The organism is Arcicella sp., from assembly GCF_964672035.1.
Genome location: NZ_CBABQS010000015.1, coordinates 46,898 through 64,344, shown reverse-complemented (window position 1 = coordinate 64,344; position 17,447 = coordinate 46,898). Strand labels below are relative to the sequence as shown.

Sequence of the window (17,447 nt, the reverse complement as noted above, 5' to 3'; positions counted from 1 at the left end):
TTAAATAACAATTATCAATTAATTACTGATACTGATATTTTCAACTTGTCAGGCAGCCATACACTCCTTACCGTGTTAGGTTATACGTGTCTTATTATCCAATAAATTATTCCAAAGTCAATAAAAGACAATGAATAATTAAACGTATTTTAAGACGACAGATAGGGGCATAAAAGTATTATTAAAAACTGCTTTTTTTAACGGTATTTTATATACGTATTTGTCATTCAGTTAAAACTGAATGTTTTGCTCCTTAAATAAAGTAAAATAGTGGTTAGGTAATTAAATCAAGACTTGTACGATGAATAAAGTAACAATGCTTCGTTTTCTCTTATTTTTTTAAATAATTTCAATATTTATATTTTCTCCAAATAAATCCGTGCCGTTGTCCGCCACTAAGATTCCGCTGTATTTGCCTTTGGGAATGTCTTTTAATTCTATGTCAAAATCATTACAATAACTCGGATATACCTTTTTCTGTGGCCCGATTATCACTTTTACTTTCACCCCTTGATCATTAAAAATTTCAATGCTTAACTTTGTTTTTGACAGAAAAAGCCCCTCATTCTTCAATTTTATCTGTACAATCTTAGTGGAATCGTTGGTTTGCTTAAAATCCACCTTTTCAAAAACTATTTTTGGACTTTCCGATACCCCAATATCCGTCAAAATTTGAACGCCATACCTAATTTTTGAATCAATTTGTATTCCTTGACGCTTTTCTATTTGAAGTTGATCGGTCATTTCTATCATAATGATCGACCAATACGTGCCGCTTTCAACCGTTCCAGAAGGAACTTTTATGGTATAGGTTATTTCATATTCTTCATTTGGCAGCATTACTTTTTCATCAACGCTGGTCTGTAACCATTTTCCTAATGAGTGATTGTGGCTACCAATGTCTTGATAATCAACGGCTTCCTTGCAGGAAAGAATTACATCTTGCTGATAAATCAAAATACGACTTTCTTTTTCACCTTCATTTTTCAATTTAATACTACCCGTAATCGTAGTGCCACTCACGCCAGTGTGGGTATGGGTAAGTCCATTTAATATTGCTACCCCCGCAAAAGTTTGAGAATAGCCAAAGACAAAGAGAACGAAAATAAATAAATGATATTTTTTTTTCATGAAATAACTCAATTAATAAGGGGTAAAATTTTGTAAAATGATGCAGCAAAATAATGACTGCCATTAATCATAGAATAATTAGAATATTATATTAATCGATAAGATACTATTTTATTGGTTAAGGTAAAACACATTTACCTTAACCAACAAAATCCATTTCAGATAATTACTTATTCTGCCATCGTGTAAGTTACTGTAACAACCGGTGCGCTTTTAAATAATGAAGCGTAATCGGTCTTATTGACACTGATTGCATACGTTAGATTACTTCCTGCACCACTACCAGCACCTGTTTGGCAACTTCCAATACCCGTTACAATAGGTTGGTCAGTTGCAGTAATAACTTGAGCAGCAGATCCAGTACCACCCGTACCACTACCAGTAGTCATAACTGGATTAGCAGCCGTAAGTCTAATATCAACACCAGGAATAAGCGCACTTATTTTCACCTTAATAGTATAAAGGCTGATTGCTGTTGATGTTACAGAAGAATAATTTAACCATAGTGTACTATTGTCCGCCGGAGCTACAATTTCTGCTCCAGGAATGGCCGCTGCTACGAAAGGCATCGTAAGACTTGCTGCTCCAGTAAATCCTAATAAAGCATAAGCAGGAATATCTACTGTTGAAGTAGAAGAAGAAGTCTGAGCAAAAGTGCCGTGAAAACCTAAAGTTAATAAGGTGATAACTGCAAAGGATAACTTTTTCATTATTTGGTTGTTTAATGTGATGTTAAAAAAATTTATTTAAAGTACTCGGATAATACAAAACTGTTTCTAAAATAGTGGACATACTTTTCCCGTGTGCTCCTGAGAGATTAGGTAACATTGAGGCTCACAACAGATCAGAATAATTATTAGAAATGAGTGGTTGTTGGCTTAAACCAACAACTATCTTATCCACAAGTTTCTAATTGATAGAAATTAGTGGCAGGAAATTTTACCTTTTTAAAGGTTTATACATATAAAGAAATTATGATAGAATTTACGCTTACAATCTAACGTTTAAAAAAAACCAATACGGTTACTTGATATTACAACAAACAGAGATAATAAAATGGTTCCTTTGTTGTATTTACAATAAAGACAAAATAAATAAATAAATGAATAAATTACAATTTGAATTTTATTAAAACAAAGTTACGCAGAAAAAATATTACATCCTACAACAATTAATGGAGTGTAAGAAATTAATTACTTATTGGGTAAATGATAACCGTAATCAATTCAGTTTGATGCTCAATTAATATAACTTCAAATGCAAGCAGTTGAAAATCACGCACAAATACTACTAAACAAAGGGAGACCAACGAAAATTTATTAATGATTTTTAAACAATAATTAACAGTGTAATATTACGTCAAATTTTCTGCAAGTTTAATCTTACTCGCCAAGTGGTACTGTAACATCGACCAATGGTAATATGGTGAGATATTGCCAAAGCATCAAATAGAGCTAAATATCTTAAACGAGGCAATACTTAACTTAGATGGCCTATTTCTAAATGCTAAGATTTTGAAGTTAATCTGCCCTGAAAGGTGCGTTATATAATACCATTAATTTGATTTTCAGATTAAAATGACTTTACTTTGGATTGGTGTATTCAACGCCCAATCACTAAATCACAAAAATCATGAAAACCCCTGTAATTGTTACAAATGTAATTTTCCTTATTATTCTAATCCCTTCGATTTTTGGCGCCATGATGTCGCCGATGATGTTTGATGCCCCTGGTTCTATGGAATCCAATAAAACATGGATTCTGTTTGGTTGTATGGCTGCATTGCCCATTTTGATAATTATTGCCCAAATTATTTCTTGGATTGCCTTTAAAAATCAAAACTATAATTTAGCGCTAAAAATCAATGCATTGCCAGTTTTTGATATTGTAGTTATCATTTTTATGTTCTTTATCATTGACCAATTTACGGATTAATAACACATTAGAATATTTTATTGCCACCATGAAATCACCCAAATTAGGCGGATATCGACCGCCAGTTAAAGCCGCTGCCAATTCAAAAAAATATCTTACTGGCAAAATCGAGAGCCTTCCCTCTAAAGTTGATTTACGCAAATTTATGACTGCTGTTGAAGAACAAGTAGGCAGTAGTTGCGTAGCGAATGCCCTTGCAGGTGCTTATGAATATATTGCCAAGCGTGAGATGAAAGACGAGTCGGATGTAAGTCGTTTGTTTGTCTATTATAACGCCCGGTATTTAGATGATGCGCAAGATGAAGATGGCGGGTCATTTATGGAAACAGCCATCAAAGGCTTGCAAGAATACGGGGCTTGTTCAGAATCAAATTGGCCCAATGACGAAGATTTAATCTTGCAAGAACCCCACGAAGACGCTTACGCCGAAGGTGAGAATTTCAAAATTACCGATTCGCAAGCCCTTGAAACGGACCTTGATATTTGGAGAAATGCCCTTGCCGAAGGACATCCAATTGCTTTTGCCTTAAATACCTTCACTTCTTTTGATGATGCTTGCAACAATAAAGGGCGAGTACCAATGCCCAAGAAAAAGGAAAGTGTTCGTGAAACTGATGGTTGGCACGCCATGTTGGCCGTAGGTTATTCAGATCCCGACAAAGTATTTATCGTTCGCAATTCGTGGGGCGAAGGATGGGGAGATAAAGGTTATTGCTTTATTCCCTACGATTATGTGATTAACGAAAATTATAATGGAAATGATTCTTGGATCATAAAAGCCATCGATGAATCAAATTATAGCGATGAAGTTTGGGATGAAGATGAATCGTCTTCTTTCACCGATGAAGACACCACTGTAATCGAAGACTTCTATTTATTAACCAATGATGGAGAAGGCTTTGTGGAAGATTTGGAAGCATTAATGATTGAATATACCGAAACGGAAGAAGATTTCTTTTTCGATTACGAAATTTCGGAAGAAGATGAAGACGGCAATTTTGAAGTAACCATGAATGATTTTTACTTGGATACAACCGATGCTGAAGGTTTTATCGAAGCCTTGGAAGAGCTTTGTGCTGAATATGCCATTTCTGAAGATGATTTTGATTTTGCCATCGCTGGAGAAGAAAATGAAGAAGAGGATGAGGATGATGATGAAGAGGAAGATGATGAACATGAAGAGGAGGAGGATGACGAGGATGATGATGAAGAAGAGGACGGGGATGAAGATGACGAAGAAGAAGAAAGTTCCTCCAAAGAATAACATTAAGCTCAGTAAGCGTAAAATTGAAATGATCATTACATGAACGGTATTCTTGTTCATAAAACAATCCTTAACTTTGCACTTTAATCTAACAAAACTGCATAGATTATAGAAAAATTAATACACTATTTTTCTCTACAAAAAAATTTATCTGTGTAGTTGCAACAAACAATAATCATGAAAAAAATATTTTATGCTATCGTAGCAACACTTTTAGTAAATTTTGGGGCAAATGCTCAGGCGATTAAAACTCCCGCTCCAAGTACAACGCAAATAATTAAGCAAGATTTTGCTTTGTCGTCAATTGAAATCATTTATTCTCGTCCCAACATGAAAGGGCGTGTCGTTTTCGGAGATTTAGCTCCTTTAGGAAAATTATGGAGAACCGGCGCTAATGCAGCCACTAAAGTTACTTTCGGTGAAGATGTAAAAGTAGGTGGAGTTGCGGTAAAGGCCGGTTCTTACGTTCTTTATACGGTTCCAAACAAAGATGAATGGGAAGTCATTTTAAACAAAGGCTTGAATAATTGGGGCGTTGATGGTTATAAATCCGAAGAAGATGTAGCAAAATTCAAAGTGAAACCAATGACGTTACCAATGAACATTGAGACTTTCACGATGCAAATTGCTGACGTGATGCCTGCCAGTGCTAATATTCAAATTATGTGGGAAAAAACAGCGATTTCTTTTCCAGTAACGGCTGATATTGATGCTAAAATTTCAAAGTCAATTGAAAATGCCATGACGGTTGATAACCGTCCATATTTTCAAGCAGCTTCTTATTATTTTGAAACAGGAAAGGATTTAACAAAAGCACTTTCTTGGGCTGATAAAGCAATCGAAAGCAACCCAAAAGCCTTCTGGATTATGCACTTAAAAGCAAAAATTCAAGCAAAATTGGGTGATAAAGCTGGCGCTATTAAAACTGCCAATGAGTCTATTTTGTCTGCAAAAGAAGCTAAAAATGATGATTACGTAGCCAACAATGAGAAGTTGATTGCTTCGTTGAAATAGTTACTTGTTACTGGTTATTAGTTATGAATTTAGGGTTTTGTAAAGATTTTCAACAACCGTTAACTAATAACAAATAACCAGTAACTAATTCCAGATTTGCATTTTCCAAAAATTACCCCCAACTTTATAATATAAATTTTTAAATGTTTTCTAAAGCGCAATTACAATGAAGTTAAGACAAGTTCTATGCTAAGTTTTTCCTCTCGGTTTCCTCAAAATACTACCATAAGTAATGTCCTCCGAAGGGCAATTTAATTTTCAAATTCATTTTATTGGTTAATTCTTTCATGTAAAACATTATTTGTATTTTTAGTTAATACATTTGTGTATTCGTTTTTAGTTATTGGTTATTTGTAATCAGTTATTAGGATAAGCATTTAATCATATCCTAAAATCTATCAACCAATAACTAATTACCAATAACTAATAACCAGTGTATGTCAATTCAACCTAAAATAAACATAAATCTCGAAGAGATAAACACCAAAAAACAACGTCTTGAAAACATCAAGATTGAATTAAAACGTGAATTTATTGGTATCGACTATATCATTGAAGAATTAGTAGATTATATACAAATTTGGTATTTAATGCCAGAAATTTTGACACGCCCAATCATTGTCAATCTGTGGGGAATGACAGGCGTAGGTAAAACGGATTTAATTAGAAAATTAGTCTCAAAATTAGAATATCAAGACCGATTTGTAGAGGTTGAACTCTCGAACGGAGAAAGTACTTGGAACAGCAATGTATCATCAATTTTAGAAACAAATGGCATCAATAATGCTAAACCTGCCATTGTTCTGTTCGATGAAATTCAGCGATTTTATACGATAGATTCAGAAGGAAAACCGCTTTTAAATACCCGATTCCAGGATTTTTGGGAATTATTATCGGATGGAAAATTGGCAAAAAGAGACGCAAAAGAGTCAATTGATGATTATTTGCAACGCTATCTATACGCTGCCATGCAACGCCAGAAACGCAAGCAAAAGCTACGAGATGCGCCGCCAATGCCACCCGACCCGATGAATCCGATGGGTGCAAATTATTCGGATGATGATGAAGCAACCGTGGGCGTTTGGGAAGCACAAAGCCTAAAAAAGATATTTGATTTAAAAGAAAGTGTCAATGAAATAGCGGAAATGCGGGAAGAAGATGTGTTGATGATGATGCAACAAACTCGTGAAAAAAAGAAGGTTTACGAACCTATCAATCACTCGAAAACGTTGATAATTATTTCGGGAAATTTGGACGAAGCCTATTCGATGGCCAACGAAACGGGCGAGACAGATATTGAAGCGGATATTTTTAGAGCATATACCGAAAAAATAACCATTGTAGATGTTAAAAATGCACTTTCCCGCAAATTTAAACCTGAGCAAGTAGCCCGTTTTGGCAATATTCATTTGATTTACAAATCTTTAAGAAAGATTGATTTTGAAAAACTAATTTCGGAAGAATTAGTCAAAATTGTGAAGAAAAATAAAGAACATTTTGGGGTAGATATCGAGATTACAAAAAATCTAAATCAACTAATTTATCAAAATGGTGTTTTTCCAGTGCAAGGCGTAAGACCGGTTTTTTCGAGTATTACGGATATTATTGAAGCAAATTTGTCAAAATTATTGTTCGAAGCATTCATGGGAAATCTCATGCACATTGCGATAGATTATGATTTTGAGAAAAGGAAAATTATTGCTCAATTGGCTGGAAAACGAACAATTGAATTAGATTATGTGGGTAAAATTGACCAAATTCGTCAAGATAACTCGCCCGATATGGTCGCAAATATTGCCGTTCATGAGTCAGGTCACGCCATCGTTTACGGAATTTTATTGGGACTTGCACCGTTACAATTGAAGTCGAGAGTTGCTTCACGTTATGCACAAGGGTTTTCGTTTCCGCATTTGATTCATTTATCGAAAGAAAATATTATCAATAAAATCAAAATTTTCTTGGCGGGAGGAATTGCCGAAGAAATCGTTTTTGGAGAAGAAAAAGCAACCATTTCTCGTTCTTTCGACCGTGAGGAAGCCACATCTATGATTATGGAATATATCCGTAAATATGGCTTTGATAAAAATTTTCAAGCCTATTATGCCCATTCAGGGCCATATAGCATGGATTTGAGTGTTACGGATTGGGCAATTGAGAGGATGATTCGAGATTTGACAAAAGAGACTCGTGAATTATTAGAAAATAATAAAGAATTCTTGATTTCCTTATCGAAAGAATTAGCCAAAAAAGGTAGCTTAAAACCTTTGGAGGTCGTTGTAATTGCTGATAAATTTAATCATACTTTTGAAGTTAAAGAAGAGAATTATTTGCATTTGACGGGATATGAGGGGATATTGAATGAACAATAATATTAAATTATGCACAATACAGAAGAACAAAATGAAACTGCCGTTTTAGTGGCTGTTCAAACACAGAAACAAACCGCAGAACAAACCAAAGAATATTTAGACGAATTAGCATTTCTTGCCGATACTTCAAAAATTGATACACTTCATACATTCACCCAAAAATTAGAAAAACCCGATAACAAAACGTATGTCGGGAAAGGGAAAATGCAAGATATTATCGCTTATGTGATTGATAAAAATGTAGATATGGTCATTTTTGATGATGATTTATCGCCTATTCAAGTCCGAAATATTGAAAATGAGTTTGAGAAATTCCTTAAAGAAGTAAAAATACTCGATCGTAGTTCCCTAATTTTGGGAATTTTTGCGATGAGAGCCCAAACTGTTCAGGCACGCACCCAAGTCGAATTGGCTCAGCAACAATATGTGTTGCCAAGATTAACCCGAATGTGGTCCCATCTTTCCAAACAACGAGGCGGTATGGGTATGCGTGGCCCTGGTGAAAAAGAATTGGAAACTGACCGAAGAATTGCTAAAGACCGTATTGTATTTTTAAAAGAAAAATTGATGCTAATTGACAAACAGTCGATGACACAACGGAAAAATCGGGATCGAATGGTAAGAGTTTCATTAGTGGGTTATACCAATGTTGGAAAATCTACCTTGATGCAGCGACTTTCAAAAGCGGATGTTTTTGCGGAAAATAAACTCTTCGCCACAGTGGATGCGACAGTTAGAAAAGTGACCTTTGAGAATGTTCCTTTTTTACTTTCAGATACCGTTGGATTTATTCGTAAATTGCCGACAAAGTTGATTGAGTCATTTAAATCAACCTTAGATGAAGTTCGTGAGGCGGATATTTTGCTTCATGTAGTTGATATTTCGCACCCAAATTATCAAGAACAAATTGATGTAGTAAATTCAACTTTGGCAGAAATTGGTGCGGGAGATAAACCTACTATTCTGGTTTTCAATAAGATAGATTTGTTTTCAGCAGAAGATGTGGAGATTCATGACTGGGAAATTGGTTCTGGTAATGAACCTGTAAATCAGCAAATTAGAATTGAAAAAGTGACTGAATTCTTAAAAAATTCTTTCATGAATGCTCCTCAACCCCGCACCGTTTTCATCTCGGCTGAACAACGAGAAAATATTGAAGAGTTGAGAGAAGCAATCATCAATTTAGTAAAGGAAAAACACATTTTGATTTTCCCAAATTGGATTTCGGAAGAAATTGATAATGGTTAATGAATAATTGATAATGGACAGTTGATAATTATTTACAGATAAAAATTTGCTTTCAAATTCTCCAAATACTTTTATATTGAAACGATTTTGCAGAAATTTGTAAAATAATCGGTTATTGTTCATTATCAATTGTCAATTGAAAAAGGCACCATAGTTCAACGGATAGAATATTGCTCCACAACGGAACGGTTCCTAAACGTTCGATGCGGGTTCTTCAAAGATAATGGCATCATAGTTCAACGGATAGAATAGACGTTTCCTAAACGTTCGATGCGGGTTCGATTCCCGCTGAAGCCACTTTTTCTGTGCCACGATTATCCAGAATCGTTTTTTAATATATGGAGAATTGTGGTGCAATATTTTACGATTCTGGAGAATCGTGGTACATTAAAATAACCTCTTTTGCAAACCTTATCAATCGCCCTCTGTACATACAACGGTTCCAGATTTTTACGGGAACAACTCCAAAGTTTAGCGAATCAAGCTTTACCGCCCTTTGAAGTCGTCATTACTGACGATTGCTCAGCGGATGACACCATTTCTATTATCAAGGAATTTTCTAATGTGTTGAATATCAAAGTTTTCATTAACAATTCCCCTTTGAAAGTTACCAAAAATTTTGAAAAATCCATTTCTCTTTGTAGCGGTGATATTATTCTAATGTGCGACCAAGATGACATTTGGCACGTTGATAAATTAGCGAAAATTGATGCGTATTTTCAAGACAATCCTTCTCAATTAGCAGTCTTTTGTGATGCTGATTTGGCAGATGAATCGGGGCTAAGTTTAGGCAAAAACTTCTGGTCAGTAGTCCGCTTTCATCAACCACAAATTCAGCAATTCAAAGATGGTAATGGCGTTGAAATACTCTTGGCGGGCAATCGTTCGGCGGGCTGTATGATGGCATTTCGGAGGGAATTAATGGAGAAAATAATCCCTTTCCCAACGCATATTCCTTTGATGATTCATGATAATTGGATAACGATTGTTGCTGCCATGTTGGATAAAATTGGATTGATAGAGGAAAAACTAAATTCTTATCGCCAACATAGTTTTCAACAAATTGGTACTCAAGCAAAAGAAGCGGGTAAAACTGTTTCATTAAAAGATAGATTTTCACGCCCTCGAAATGAAAAACTTGCTCCTTTCTTGGAAAAAAGAGACTATTTTTGTGTTTTGAAAGATGCTTTATCGGAACGAATTGATGCTGATAATCGTAATTTCAAGCATTTTGATAAAATTATTAATTATTACGAAACCAGAGGTACGCTTTCCCCTTTTCATTTAGCGAGACTATTTCCAGTTTTAAATTTACTTTTTAAAGGAGATTATCATCGGTATAAAGACCAAGAAGCCTCTTGGAAAGCCCCTTTCGTTGCCGCTTTGGGCGATTTGTTAGAATAAAATATGAAATTAATATACACAGTCTGTACGGCTAATTATTTGTATCAAGCCCTCACAATGGGCGAATCTTTGAAGGAAACGAACCCAGATTATGAATTAATCATTGGTTTGGTGGACGAATTGCCTGTTATGGATTTTGAAATTCCTTATCAAATTATTCCTATTTCGGAAGTTCAGCCAGTCAATTTATCAGGTTTTAAAGGTGAATATACGGTTATGGAAGTCGCCACGGCTTGCAAACCAGTTTTTGGATTATATCTTTTTGAAAAATATCCAGCGTTAGAAAAACTCATCTATTTTGATACCGATTTATGGATAACGGACAGCGTGGAATCCATCGAAAAAAACCTTGATTCTTACGATATTATTATCACTCCGCACATCACACAACCCATTGATTTACAGGAAGAATGGAATGAAAAACGGTTTCTAAATGCAGGATTATACAACACGGGTTTTGTGGGAATGAAGCGGTCTGAAAATACGTTTAAATTCTTGAATTGGTGGAGAAATCACCTGAAGGATTATGGCTATTATGATTTTTGTAATGGCATGGGAATTGACCAATTGTGTGCCAATTTTGTACCGATTTTTTATGATAAAGTATTAATAGAATATAATCCAGCGTACAATTTGGCTTACTGGAATATTCATGAGAGAACAGTTAGTGTGGTAAATGGAAAATATGTGATTAATGGAAATGAAAATTTGATGTTTTTCCATTTTAGTGGCTACACGCCAGATAAACCGGATTTACTTTCCAAACACATAAAGTCATCAAAAATAACTAATTATCCTGCTTTAAAGCCATTTTTTAAAGAATATAATGAAGCTTTATTAAGAAATCATTTTCAGTTTTTTAAGCAAATAATTCCTGCCTATGGAAAGTTTACCCCTCCGAAAAAAGAGAAGAATTTTTTAATAAATCTGATAGAGAAATCGGCTTGGAAGGCGATTAATTTTATTGAGAATTATTAGAAGTCAGGTACAAAGAAGCAAAGGCACGAATTAATTTAGCCTTAATAAAAATTAGAGAATAAAAATGAAAATTTTATCAGACAGAATGTTATTTTCAAAACTATTCTCTAAACACTAATCTCTATCCTTTAACCAAAGCCTTATTAATCTCACTCGCCAACGAAGGCCCTGCGTAAATAAATCCTGTATAAATCTGAATTAATGATGCTCCAGCATTCAATTTTTCAATCGCATCTTCGGGTGAATGAATCCCTCCAACGCCAATGATTGGGAACGATTTATTTGATTTTTGAGCTAAATATTTTATCACTTCCGTCGAGCGTTTTGTGACAGGTTTACCACTCAATCCACCCATTTCTTTCACCAAATTTTCGTCTGATTTTAAGCCTTCTCGTGAAATAGTTGTGTTTGTGGCTATTACACCCGCAATCTTGGTTTCTTGTACTATTTCAATAATATCATCCAATTGAGAATCCGTTAAATCTGGGGCAATTTTCAATAGAATTGGCTTTTGTTTTGCTTTCTTTTCGTTTTCATTTTGGAGCGTTTGTAATAATTGCTTCAAAGGTTCTTTTTCCTGCAATGCTCTCAAATTTGGCGTATTGGGTGAACTTACATTTACGACAAAATAATCAACCACATCAAATAATTCGTGGAAACAAATTAGATAATCATCAACCGCATTTTCATTAGGTGTAAGTTTGTTTTTACCAATATTTCCACCAATCAAAATATCACTTTTCCGTTTTCTTAATTGTTCAACTGCCACTTTTACACCGTCATTATTAAAGCCCATTCGATTGATTAAGGCTTGGTCGTCTTTCAATCTAAAAAGTCTTTTTTTGTCGTTTCCTGCTTGTGGTTTGGGTGTTAAGGTGCCAATTTCGATGAAGCCAAATCCTAAGTTAGCAAATTCATCAATCATGACGGCATTTTTATCAAAACCTGCGGCCAAACCAACGGGGTTTTTGAATTTCAATCCAAAAACTTCACGCTCTAAATTTGGGTGTTCGTAATGGTAAGTTGCCTTGAAAATTTGGGATACAAAGGGAATTTTGAAAAGAAATTTAATCAAATTAAAAGTAATATAATGTGCCTTTTCAGCATCAAATTTGAATAAAAGTGGTTGAAGGATGTATTTGTACATTTTGTTAGTTTTAGTTTTAATCCGAGGTGAAAACTTCGGGTTGCAGTACAAAATTACAAAACACAAAAAGAAAACCCCGCAAAAATTTGAGTTTTACAGGGTTTTGAAACATATAAATCTTGATATTATTTCTTTGCAGGCTTTTTGAAGATAGTATCGTCAATTGTTGGGTTCAATTTGATTGTTTCCGTTTCGATAGTCATCATGCCACCCATCGGACTGGCGGTTTCCATGGTGAACGGAAAAGTTAAACCTTCAATTTGTTTAAAATTTGAAAAATTCACTTCGGCATCAATATCTTTTCCTTGAATATTTCTTTTTCCAGCTGATTTTAGCGTATAATAATTGGCAGTTGAAAGGAAAAGATTCGTAATATCACCATTTTTTTCAGTCAATTTTAAATGATAAACATCCACGCCATCTAATTTCTCTTTACCAACTAATTCTACCGTTGAACCATTTTCTTTATAATTCAATAACGAACCTCCTAAATTCACTTGTTTTCTACTTTCTTTTACCAATGCCCCAGGCATATCTTCTGGTTCGCCCGTTCCGCCCATCATTGCGGGTTGTTGCGCCCAACCAGTTTCACCGTCGATTGCTGAAATAATTTCTTGACCCATTACTGAAATATCAGTTCTAAGACTTTTTCCATTTACAATGACGGTTTTACTATCAATATCCATACCTTGAACTGAAAATTTATTCTTCATTTCCATTGATTTCAACGATTTCCATTTGTCAGTTCCACCCATGGCTTCAATATGTTTTGCCACAATTTCATCAGCAGTCTGAGCAAAAGAAGCAGCTGAAGTTGCCAATAAAACAAATGCCGAAGCGATAATTTTTGTAAGTCTCATTTCCTTGTTTTTAGTTTAAGTTTCGTTTAAAAAAGGCACTATTTATAATTATATTGGAAATGTAATCACGAAAAATTTTATCACAAAATAATATCGTGATAATCAGTAAAAACAGAGGATAAAAGGTAATTAATCGAGCGGATGTTTGGCTACGAAAACTTCGGAAATTACACTTGATAATGAATGATATTAAGTAGCAGGTTTAAATATTTTTTTTCTTAAACATCGTGGCGGTATGTTATTTTTACAACAAAAAACTCCTCAAAAATTGACTATTTTGAGGAGTTTTTAAATTATTTGATTCTCAGATTTTAAACCTTAGTAATGATTACTTGTTTTTTAGGAAATGATTTTAAAGCTATCGCCAACGCTAAGAAAGTTAGTATGCCCGCCATGAAAAAAGCGGCTCCTGGGAATTGTAAATGGTCTTTTCCATCAGAATAATACGAGAATAAATTTGAGGCTACCAAAGGCCCAATAATGGTGGTAACGCTTTGTAAACTTGTAATTCCTCCTTGCAATTCGCCTTGTTCATTGGGGGCAACCTGCTTTGTAATTAAACTTTGAAGTGCAGGGCCAGCGATACCTCCCAGACCAAATGGAATCATATAAATATACATCATCCAGCCATTTGTGGCAATTGAAAATAGCATAAACCCTATTCCGTAAAACAATAAACCAATAATAACTGAATTCCGATCGCCAATTTTTGGGTTTATTATTCTATTCAAACCACCTTGTACGATGGCAACAATTAACCCCACAAAAGCCAATGACCATCCAACTTGTTTTGAGTTCCAGCCAAACTCTTTCATTGTAAAATATGACCACGTACTTGGGTGCGTTTGTCCCGCAATTTGAAGGCAAAACAAGGCTCCTACTAAGCCCAAAAGTGCTGGATATCGTCCCAAATTTTTAAGCGAACCCACTGGATTTGCCCTTTTCCAATCAAAATCTCTTCTATTGTCTTTGGATAAAGATTCTGGTAAAATAAAGTATCCATACAGCGCATTTACTAAGGATAATCCAGCAGCAAACATAAATGGAACCCGAGTTCCTATATCACCAAGAACTCCACCAATGGGTGGCCCAATAATAAAACCAAGTCCAAAAGCCGCCCCGACCATTCCGAAATTTTTTGAGCGATTTTCATCATTTGAAATATCAGCAATATAAGCCGTTGCTGTTGTGAAACTTGCTCCTGTTATGCCTGCCAAAATTCTACCAACAAAAAGCCACCCCATAGTAGGGGCGTAAACCAAAATCATATAATCCAAGAAAAAGCCAAAAAGCGAAGCTAAAATAACGGGACGACGACCAAATTTGTCACTTAATCCGCCAATAATTGGAGAAAAAACGAACTGCATAATGGCATAAGAAGCCATCAAATAACCAGAATATTGTGATGCTTCACTGAATCCCTTTCCAGTGAGTTCCAATAATATTTTGGGAAGTACGGGAATAATAATTCCGATTCCAAGAACGTCAATAACAATGGTGATAAAGATAAAAACAATGGCAGGATTACGCTTTGTTGACATGATAAATGAGTGATAAAATGTCTCGCAAGTTAGTCATTTTTAAACAAATTTGCCCTATTCAAACGTAATCCCAACCCTTAAAACTAAATTTTAAACCCAATTTTATCTCTCAAAAATACCTTACTAATCTCGCCTGATTGCTTTGGAGAGCGGTTTTGAACGGGTACACCGTCTAATTCAACGATGGCCCATTTTTTGAAATTAATTTTCTGTAAATTATCAAAAACGGCTTTCAAATCTACATTTCCTTGTCCCAATTCAACGAATTTATAAGCTTTTTTGTCCTCTGGCTTATCAGCTAACGGAGACTGTACATCTTTAATGTGAAGCGCATCAATAATATCTTTGTAGTCCAAAACTGCTTTTGCGGGATTACCTCCTCCTTGATGATAATGAGCAACGTCCAACAATAATTTTAAATATTTTGGATTCATGGCTTGAACGATAACATCCACTTCTTCGGGGGTTTCGCCAAATTGATTCATGTGGTTATGATAAGTTGTTTGAATCCCTAAATCGGCCGTTTGTTTGCCAATTTCATTCATCACAAATGTTAATCTTTTTAGTTCTTCCGTGGTAGGTATTGAGTCTTTTTTACGAAGCGAATTTGTTAATTGAATGGAATTTCCGCCCAATGCTTTCACAAAACTGGCATGTGCCACGTGAATATCAATGGTGCTTTGTTCTTTGGCGGGGTCAATTTCTACATTGCCACTCGAAAACATGGGTAATGCCAAACCATTTGCCAAGATTTGCTCTTTCAATTCACTGACTTTAGTTTTGTAATTATCGTAAGAGTTTGAACGTAATTGAACACCTTTGAAGCCTAATGAGGCAATATCCTTCATTGCCTCCAAATCTTTTCCTCCCCAAGTGATGGCAGAATAAGCTAATTTTAGATTGGGTATTTTGGCTAAACTTTCCCAAGAAATCATAGAAGCGGTAGTAATTAAACCCGCTTGAAATAAGAAATTACGACGTGATATTTCGGACATTTTGTGAATATTTTGAATAGTTAAATTTATAATTTTAAAAGACTAATTATTAAAAAAGCTACTGAAATAAGCAGTTAATTAGTTTTGGAATTACCCTATAACAACCTTTAAAACCTGACAAATATTTAATAGTTTTGCGAAAGCTCAATCCTGTGCTGTCTTTTCAAATACCTTAATTCTCAATCATTATGAAAACGCTCATGCTGTTTTTTTCAATCCTCTTTTTTAATTTTCGGAGTATCATTGCCCAACCACCACCCGCTGAAAAATGGGTGAAAATTATGGTTTCTCCCGACCGCCCCGATTGGAAATATGCCGTAGGTAAAAAAGTGAAATTTAATATAAAAATTTTTAAAGGAAATGTGCTTTGGGAAGGCGTGAAAATTAGCTATGAAATTGGCCCAGAAAAAATGCCTTCAACGCTCGTAAAAGAGGATGTTTTGAAAGATGGAATGCTTACGATTGACGGAGGAACAATGAAAGTTGCAGGCTTTTTGCGTTGTACGGTAAAGACTGAATTTCAAGGAAAATCTTTCAAGGAATGGACTACGGCAGGTTTTTCTCCCGAAAAAATCGAACCTACTGTGATGCTTCCCACTGATTTTAAAGATTTTTGGAATAAAGCCATCGAAGAAAATACCAAGCTTCCGATGGATACAAAAATGGTTTTATTGCCAGAACGTTGCACTGATAAAGTGAATGTTTATCATGTAAGTTTGCAAAATTGGAAGCTTGGGGCAAGGCTTTATGGCATTTTGACCGTTCCCAAAAAGGAAGGTAAATTTCCCGCAGTGTTGAAAGTGCCAGGAGCGGGCGTTCGTTCTTATAATGGGGATATTGGTTTAACAAATGAGGATATTATTGCCTTTGAAATAGGTATTCATGGGATTTCAGTGATTATGCCACAGCAAAATTATGATGATATTTCAGCGGGTTGGAACAATCAATATTGGGTTCGAGATTTAAATGATAAAGACCGTTATTTTTACAAAAGAGTATTTTTGGGATGTCTCAAAGCCAATGATTTTCTAACTTCTCTGCCACAATGGGATGGTAAAAATTTGGGTGTAACGGGCAGTAGTCAAGGAGGAGCGTTGTCGTTGGTAACGGCTGGATTGGATAAAAGAGTCACCTGTGCTTTCGTGATTCATCCTGCCATGTGCGATATGACAGGTACCTTATACGAGCGTGCAGGTGGTTGGCCGCAACCTTTTGCCGACAAAAATGCTTGGACAAAGGGAAGTCATCAAGATAATTTGGAAACCGTCAAATATTACGATGCCTTGAATTTTGCGAGATTCATTACGGCTCCCGTAATGTTTAGTTTTGGCTATAATGATGATGTGTGTCCACCAACTTCAATTTCTGCAGCTTATAATGTCATCAAATCTCCAAAAGAACAATTTTTAGCCTTGGAATCTGCTCATTGGGTTTTTAATGAGCAAATGGAAAAACAGAAAAGTTGGTTGATTAGTCAGTTGAAGAAGTAGGTGAATTGAAATTTCAAGAAATATGGATTAACTTCCCGAAACAATATCCATGGTGGATTAAACTTTCAGGA

At 35.1% G+C, this 17,447-nt stretch carries 14 protein-coding genes and 1 tRNA gene; 9 read left to right on the top strand and 6 right to left on the bottom strand.

Features of this window, described 5'->3' with window-relative positions:
• Nucleotides 1-339 precede the first annotated feature (339 nt).
• Nucleotides 340-1,131 carry a hypothetical protein gene (locus AC1W31_RS06490; RefSeq protein ID WP_481733602.1) on the bottom strand — a complete coding sequence of 264 codons (792 nt, stop codon included), beginning with the start codon at nt 1,129-1,131 and terminating at the stop codon, nt 340-342.
• A 170-nt stretch (nt 1,132-1,301) separates the two neighbouring features.
• Nucleotides 1,302-1,841 carry a hypothetical protein gene (locus tag AC1W31_RS06485; RefSeq protein ID WP_481733601.1) on the bottom strand — a complete coding sequence of 180 codons (540 nt, stop codon included), beginning with the start codon at nt 1,839-1,841 and terminating at the stop codon, nt 1,302-1,304.
• Between the two features lie 922 nt (nt 1,842-2,763).
• Between AC1W31_RS06485 and AC1W31_RS06480 the strand changes: the two genes are divergently transcribed.
• From AC1W31_RS06480 to AC1W31_RS06445, 8 genes are all read left to right on the top strand, one after another.
• The gene (locus tag AC1W31_RS06480; RefSeq protein WP_481733600.1) at nt 2,764-3,066 is read left to right on the top strand and encodes a hypothetical protein; all 303 of its coding nucleotides are present in this window, start codon (nt 2,764-2,766) and stop codon (nt 3,064-3,066) included.
• 28 nt (nt 3,067-3,094) lie between these two features.
• The gene (locus AC1W31_RS06475; protein ID WP_481733599.1) at nt 3,095-4,330 is read left to right on the top strand and encodes a C1 family peptidase; all 1,236 of its coding nucleotides are present in this window, start codon (nt 3,095-3,097) and stop codon (nt 4,328-4,330) included.
• Nucleotides 4,331-4,507: 177 nt separating this feature from the next.
• Nucleotides 4,508-5,344 carry a DUF2911 domain-containing protein gene (locus AC1W31_RS06470; protein ID WP_481733598.1) on the top strand — a complete coding sequence of 279 codons (837 nt, stop codon included), beginning with the start codon at nt 4,508-4,510 and terminating at the stop codon, nt 5,342-5,344.
• A gap of 437 nt (nt 5,345-5,781) precedes the next feature.
• The gene (locus tag AC1W31_RS06465) at nt 5,782-7,713 is read left to right on the top strand and encodes an AAA family ATPase (RefSeq protein WP_481733597.1); all 1,932 of its coding nucleotides are present in this window, start codon (nt 5,782-5,784) and stop codon (nt 7,711-7,713) included.
• 9 nt (nt 7,714-7,722) lie between these two features.
• A complete protein-coding gene (gene hflX, locus AC1W31_RS06460) occupies nt 7,723-8,961 on the top strand; it encodes a GTPase HflX (protein WP_481733596.1) in 1,239 nt (412 codons plus the stop codon).
• Between the two features lie 225 nt (nt 8,962-9,186).
• A tRNA-Arg gene (locus tag AC1W31_RS06455) sits at nt 9,187-9,258 on the top strand.
• A 105-nt stretch (nt 9,259-9,363) separates the two neighbouring features.
• Complete coding sequence (locus AC1W31_RS06450; RefSeq protein WP_481733595.1) at nt 9,364-10,365, top strand: glycosyltransferase family 2 protein; 1,002 nt, start codon at nt 9,364-9,366, stop codon at nt 10,363-10,365.
• Between the two features lie 3 nt (nt 10,366-10,368).
• Complete coding sequence (locus tag AC1W31_RS06445) at nt 10,369-11,343, top strand: hypothetical protein (protein WP_481733594.1); 975 nt, start codon at nt 10,369-10,371, stop codon at nt 11,341-11,343.
• A 121-nt stretch (nt 11,344-11,464) separates the two neighbouring features.
• On the opposite strand, the gene AC1W31_RS06440 is transcribed toward AC1W31_RS06445, so the two are convergent.
• The 4 genes from AC1W31_RS06440 to AC1W31_RS06425 all read right to left on the bottom strand — a co-directional run bounded on the left by AC1W31_RS06440 (nt 11,465) and on the right by AC1W31_RS06425 (nt 15,886).
• Nucleotides 11,465-12,490, bottom strand: coding sequence for a quinone-dependent dihydroorotate dehydrogenase (locus AC1W31_RS06440; RefSeq protein WP_481733593.1), 1,026 nt, complete (start codon nt 12,488-12,490; stop codon nt 11,465-11,467).
• A 125-nt stretch (nt 12,491-12,615) separates the two neighbouring features.
• A complete protein-coding gene (locus tag AC1W31_RS06435) occupies nt 12,616-13,350 on the bottom strand; it encodes an outer membrane lipoprotein-sorting protein (protein WP_481733592.1) in 735 nt (244 codons plus the stop codon).
• A 311-nt stretch (nt 13,351-13,661) separates the two neighbouring features.
• Nucleotides 13,662-14,891, bottom strand: coding sequence for a TCR/Tet family MFS transporter (locus AC1W31_RS06430; RefSeq protein ID WP_481733591.1), 1,230 nt, complete (start codon nt 14,889-14,891; stop codon nt 13,662-13,664).
• An 83-nt stretch (nt 14,892-14,974) separates the two neighbouring features.
• Nucleotides 14,975-15,886, bottom strand: coding sequence for a sugar phosphate isomerase/epimerase family protein (locus AC1W31_RS06425; protein ID WP_481733590.1), 912 nt, complete (start codon nt 15,884-15,886; stop codon nt 14,975-14,977).
• A 188-nt stretch (nt 15,887-16,074) separates the two neighbouring features.
• On the opposite strand from AC1W31_RS06425, the gene AC1W31_RS06420 reads away from it, so the two are divergent.
• Nucleotides 16,075-17,376, top strand: coding sequence for an acetylxylan esterase (locus AC1W31_RS06420; protein WP_481733589.1), 1,302 nt, complete (start codon nt 16,075-16,077; stop codon nt 17,374-17,376).
• Nucleotides 17,377-17,447: the final 71 nt, after the last annotated feature.

Excerpts from the sequence above, each read along its gene's own strand:
- AC1W31_RS06465 (WP_481733597.1), top strand. The coding sequence starts at position 5,782 with ATGTCAATTCAACCTAAAATAAACATAAATCTCGAAGAGATAAACACC.
- AC1W31_RS06485 (WP_481733601.1), bottom strand. The coding sequence starts at position 1,841 with ATGAAAAAGTTATCCTTTGCAGTTATCACCTTATTAACTTTAGGTTTT.
- AC1W31_RS06425 (WP_481733590.1), bottom strand. The coding sequence starts at position 15,886 with ATGTCCGAAATATCACGTCGTAATTTCTTATTTCAAGCGGGTTTAATT.
- AC1W31_RS06445 (WP_481733594.1), top strand. The coding sequence starts at position 10,369 with ATGAAATTAATATACACAGTCTGTACGGCTAATTATTTGTATCAAGCC.
- AC1W31_RS06430 (WP_481733591.1), bottom strand. The coding sequence starts at position 14,891 with ATGTCAACAAAGCGTAATCCTGCCATTGTTTTTATCTTTATCACCATT.
- AC1W31_RS06480 (WP_481733600.1), top strand. The coding sequence starts at position 2,764 with ATGAAAACCCCTGTAATTGTTACAAATGTAATTTTCCTTATTATTCTA.
- AC1W31_RS06490 (WP_481733602.1), bottom strand. The coding sequence starts at position 1,131 with ATGAAAAAAAAATATCATTTATTTATTTTCGTTCTCTTTGTCTTTGGC.
- AC1W31_RS06435 (WP_481733592.1), bottom strand. The coding sequence starts at position 13,350 with ATGAGACTTACAAAAATTATCGCTTCGGCATTTGTTTTATTGGCAACT.
- AC1W31_RS06470 (WP_481733598.1), top strand. The coding sequence starts at position 4,508 with ATGAAAAAAATATTTTATGCTATCGTAGCAACACTTTTAGTAAATTTT.
- AC1W31_RS06440 (WP_481733593.1), bottom strand. The coding sequence starts at position 12,490 with ATGTACAAATACATCCTTCAACCACTTTTATTCAAATTTGATGCTGAA.
- AC1W31_RS06475 (WP_481733599.1), top strand. The coding sequence starts at position 3,095 with ATGAAATCACCCAAATTAGGCGGATATCGACCGCCAGTTAAAGCCGCT.
- AC1W31_RS06420 (WP_481733589.1), top strand. The coding sequence starts at position 16,075 with ATGAAAACGCTCATGCTGTTTTTTTCAATCCTCTTTTTTAATTTTCGG.
- hflX (WP_481733596.1), top strand. The coding sequence starts at position 7,723 with ATGCACAATACAGAAGAACAAAATGAAACTGCCGTTTTAGTGGCTGTT.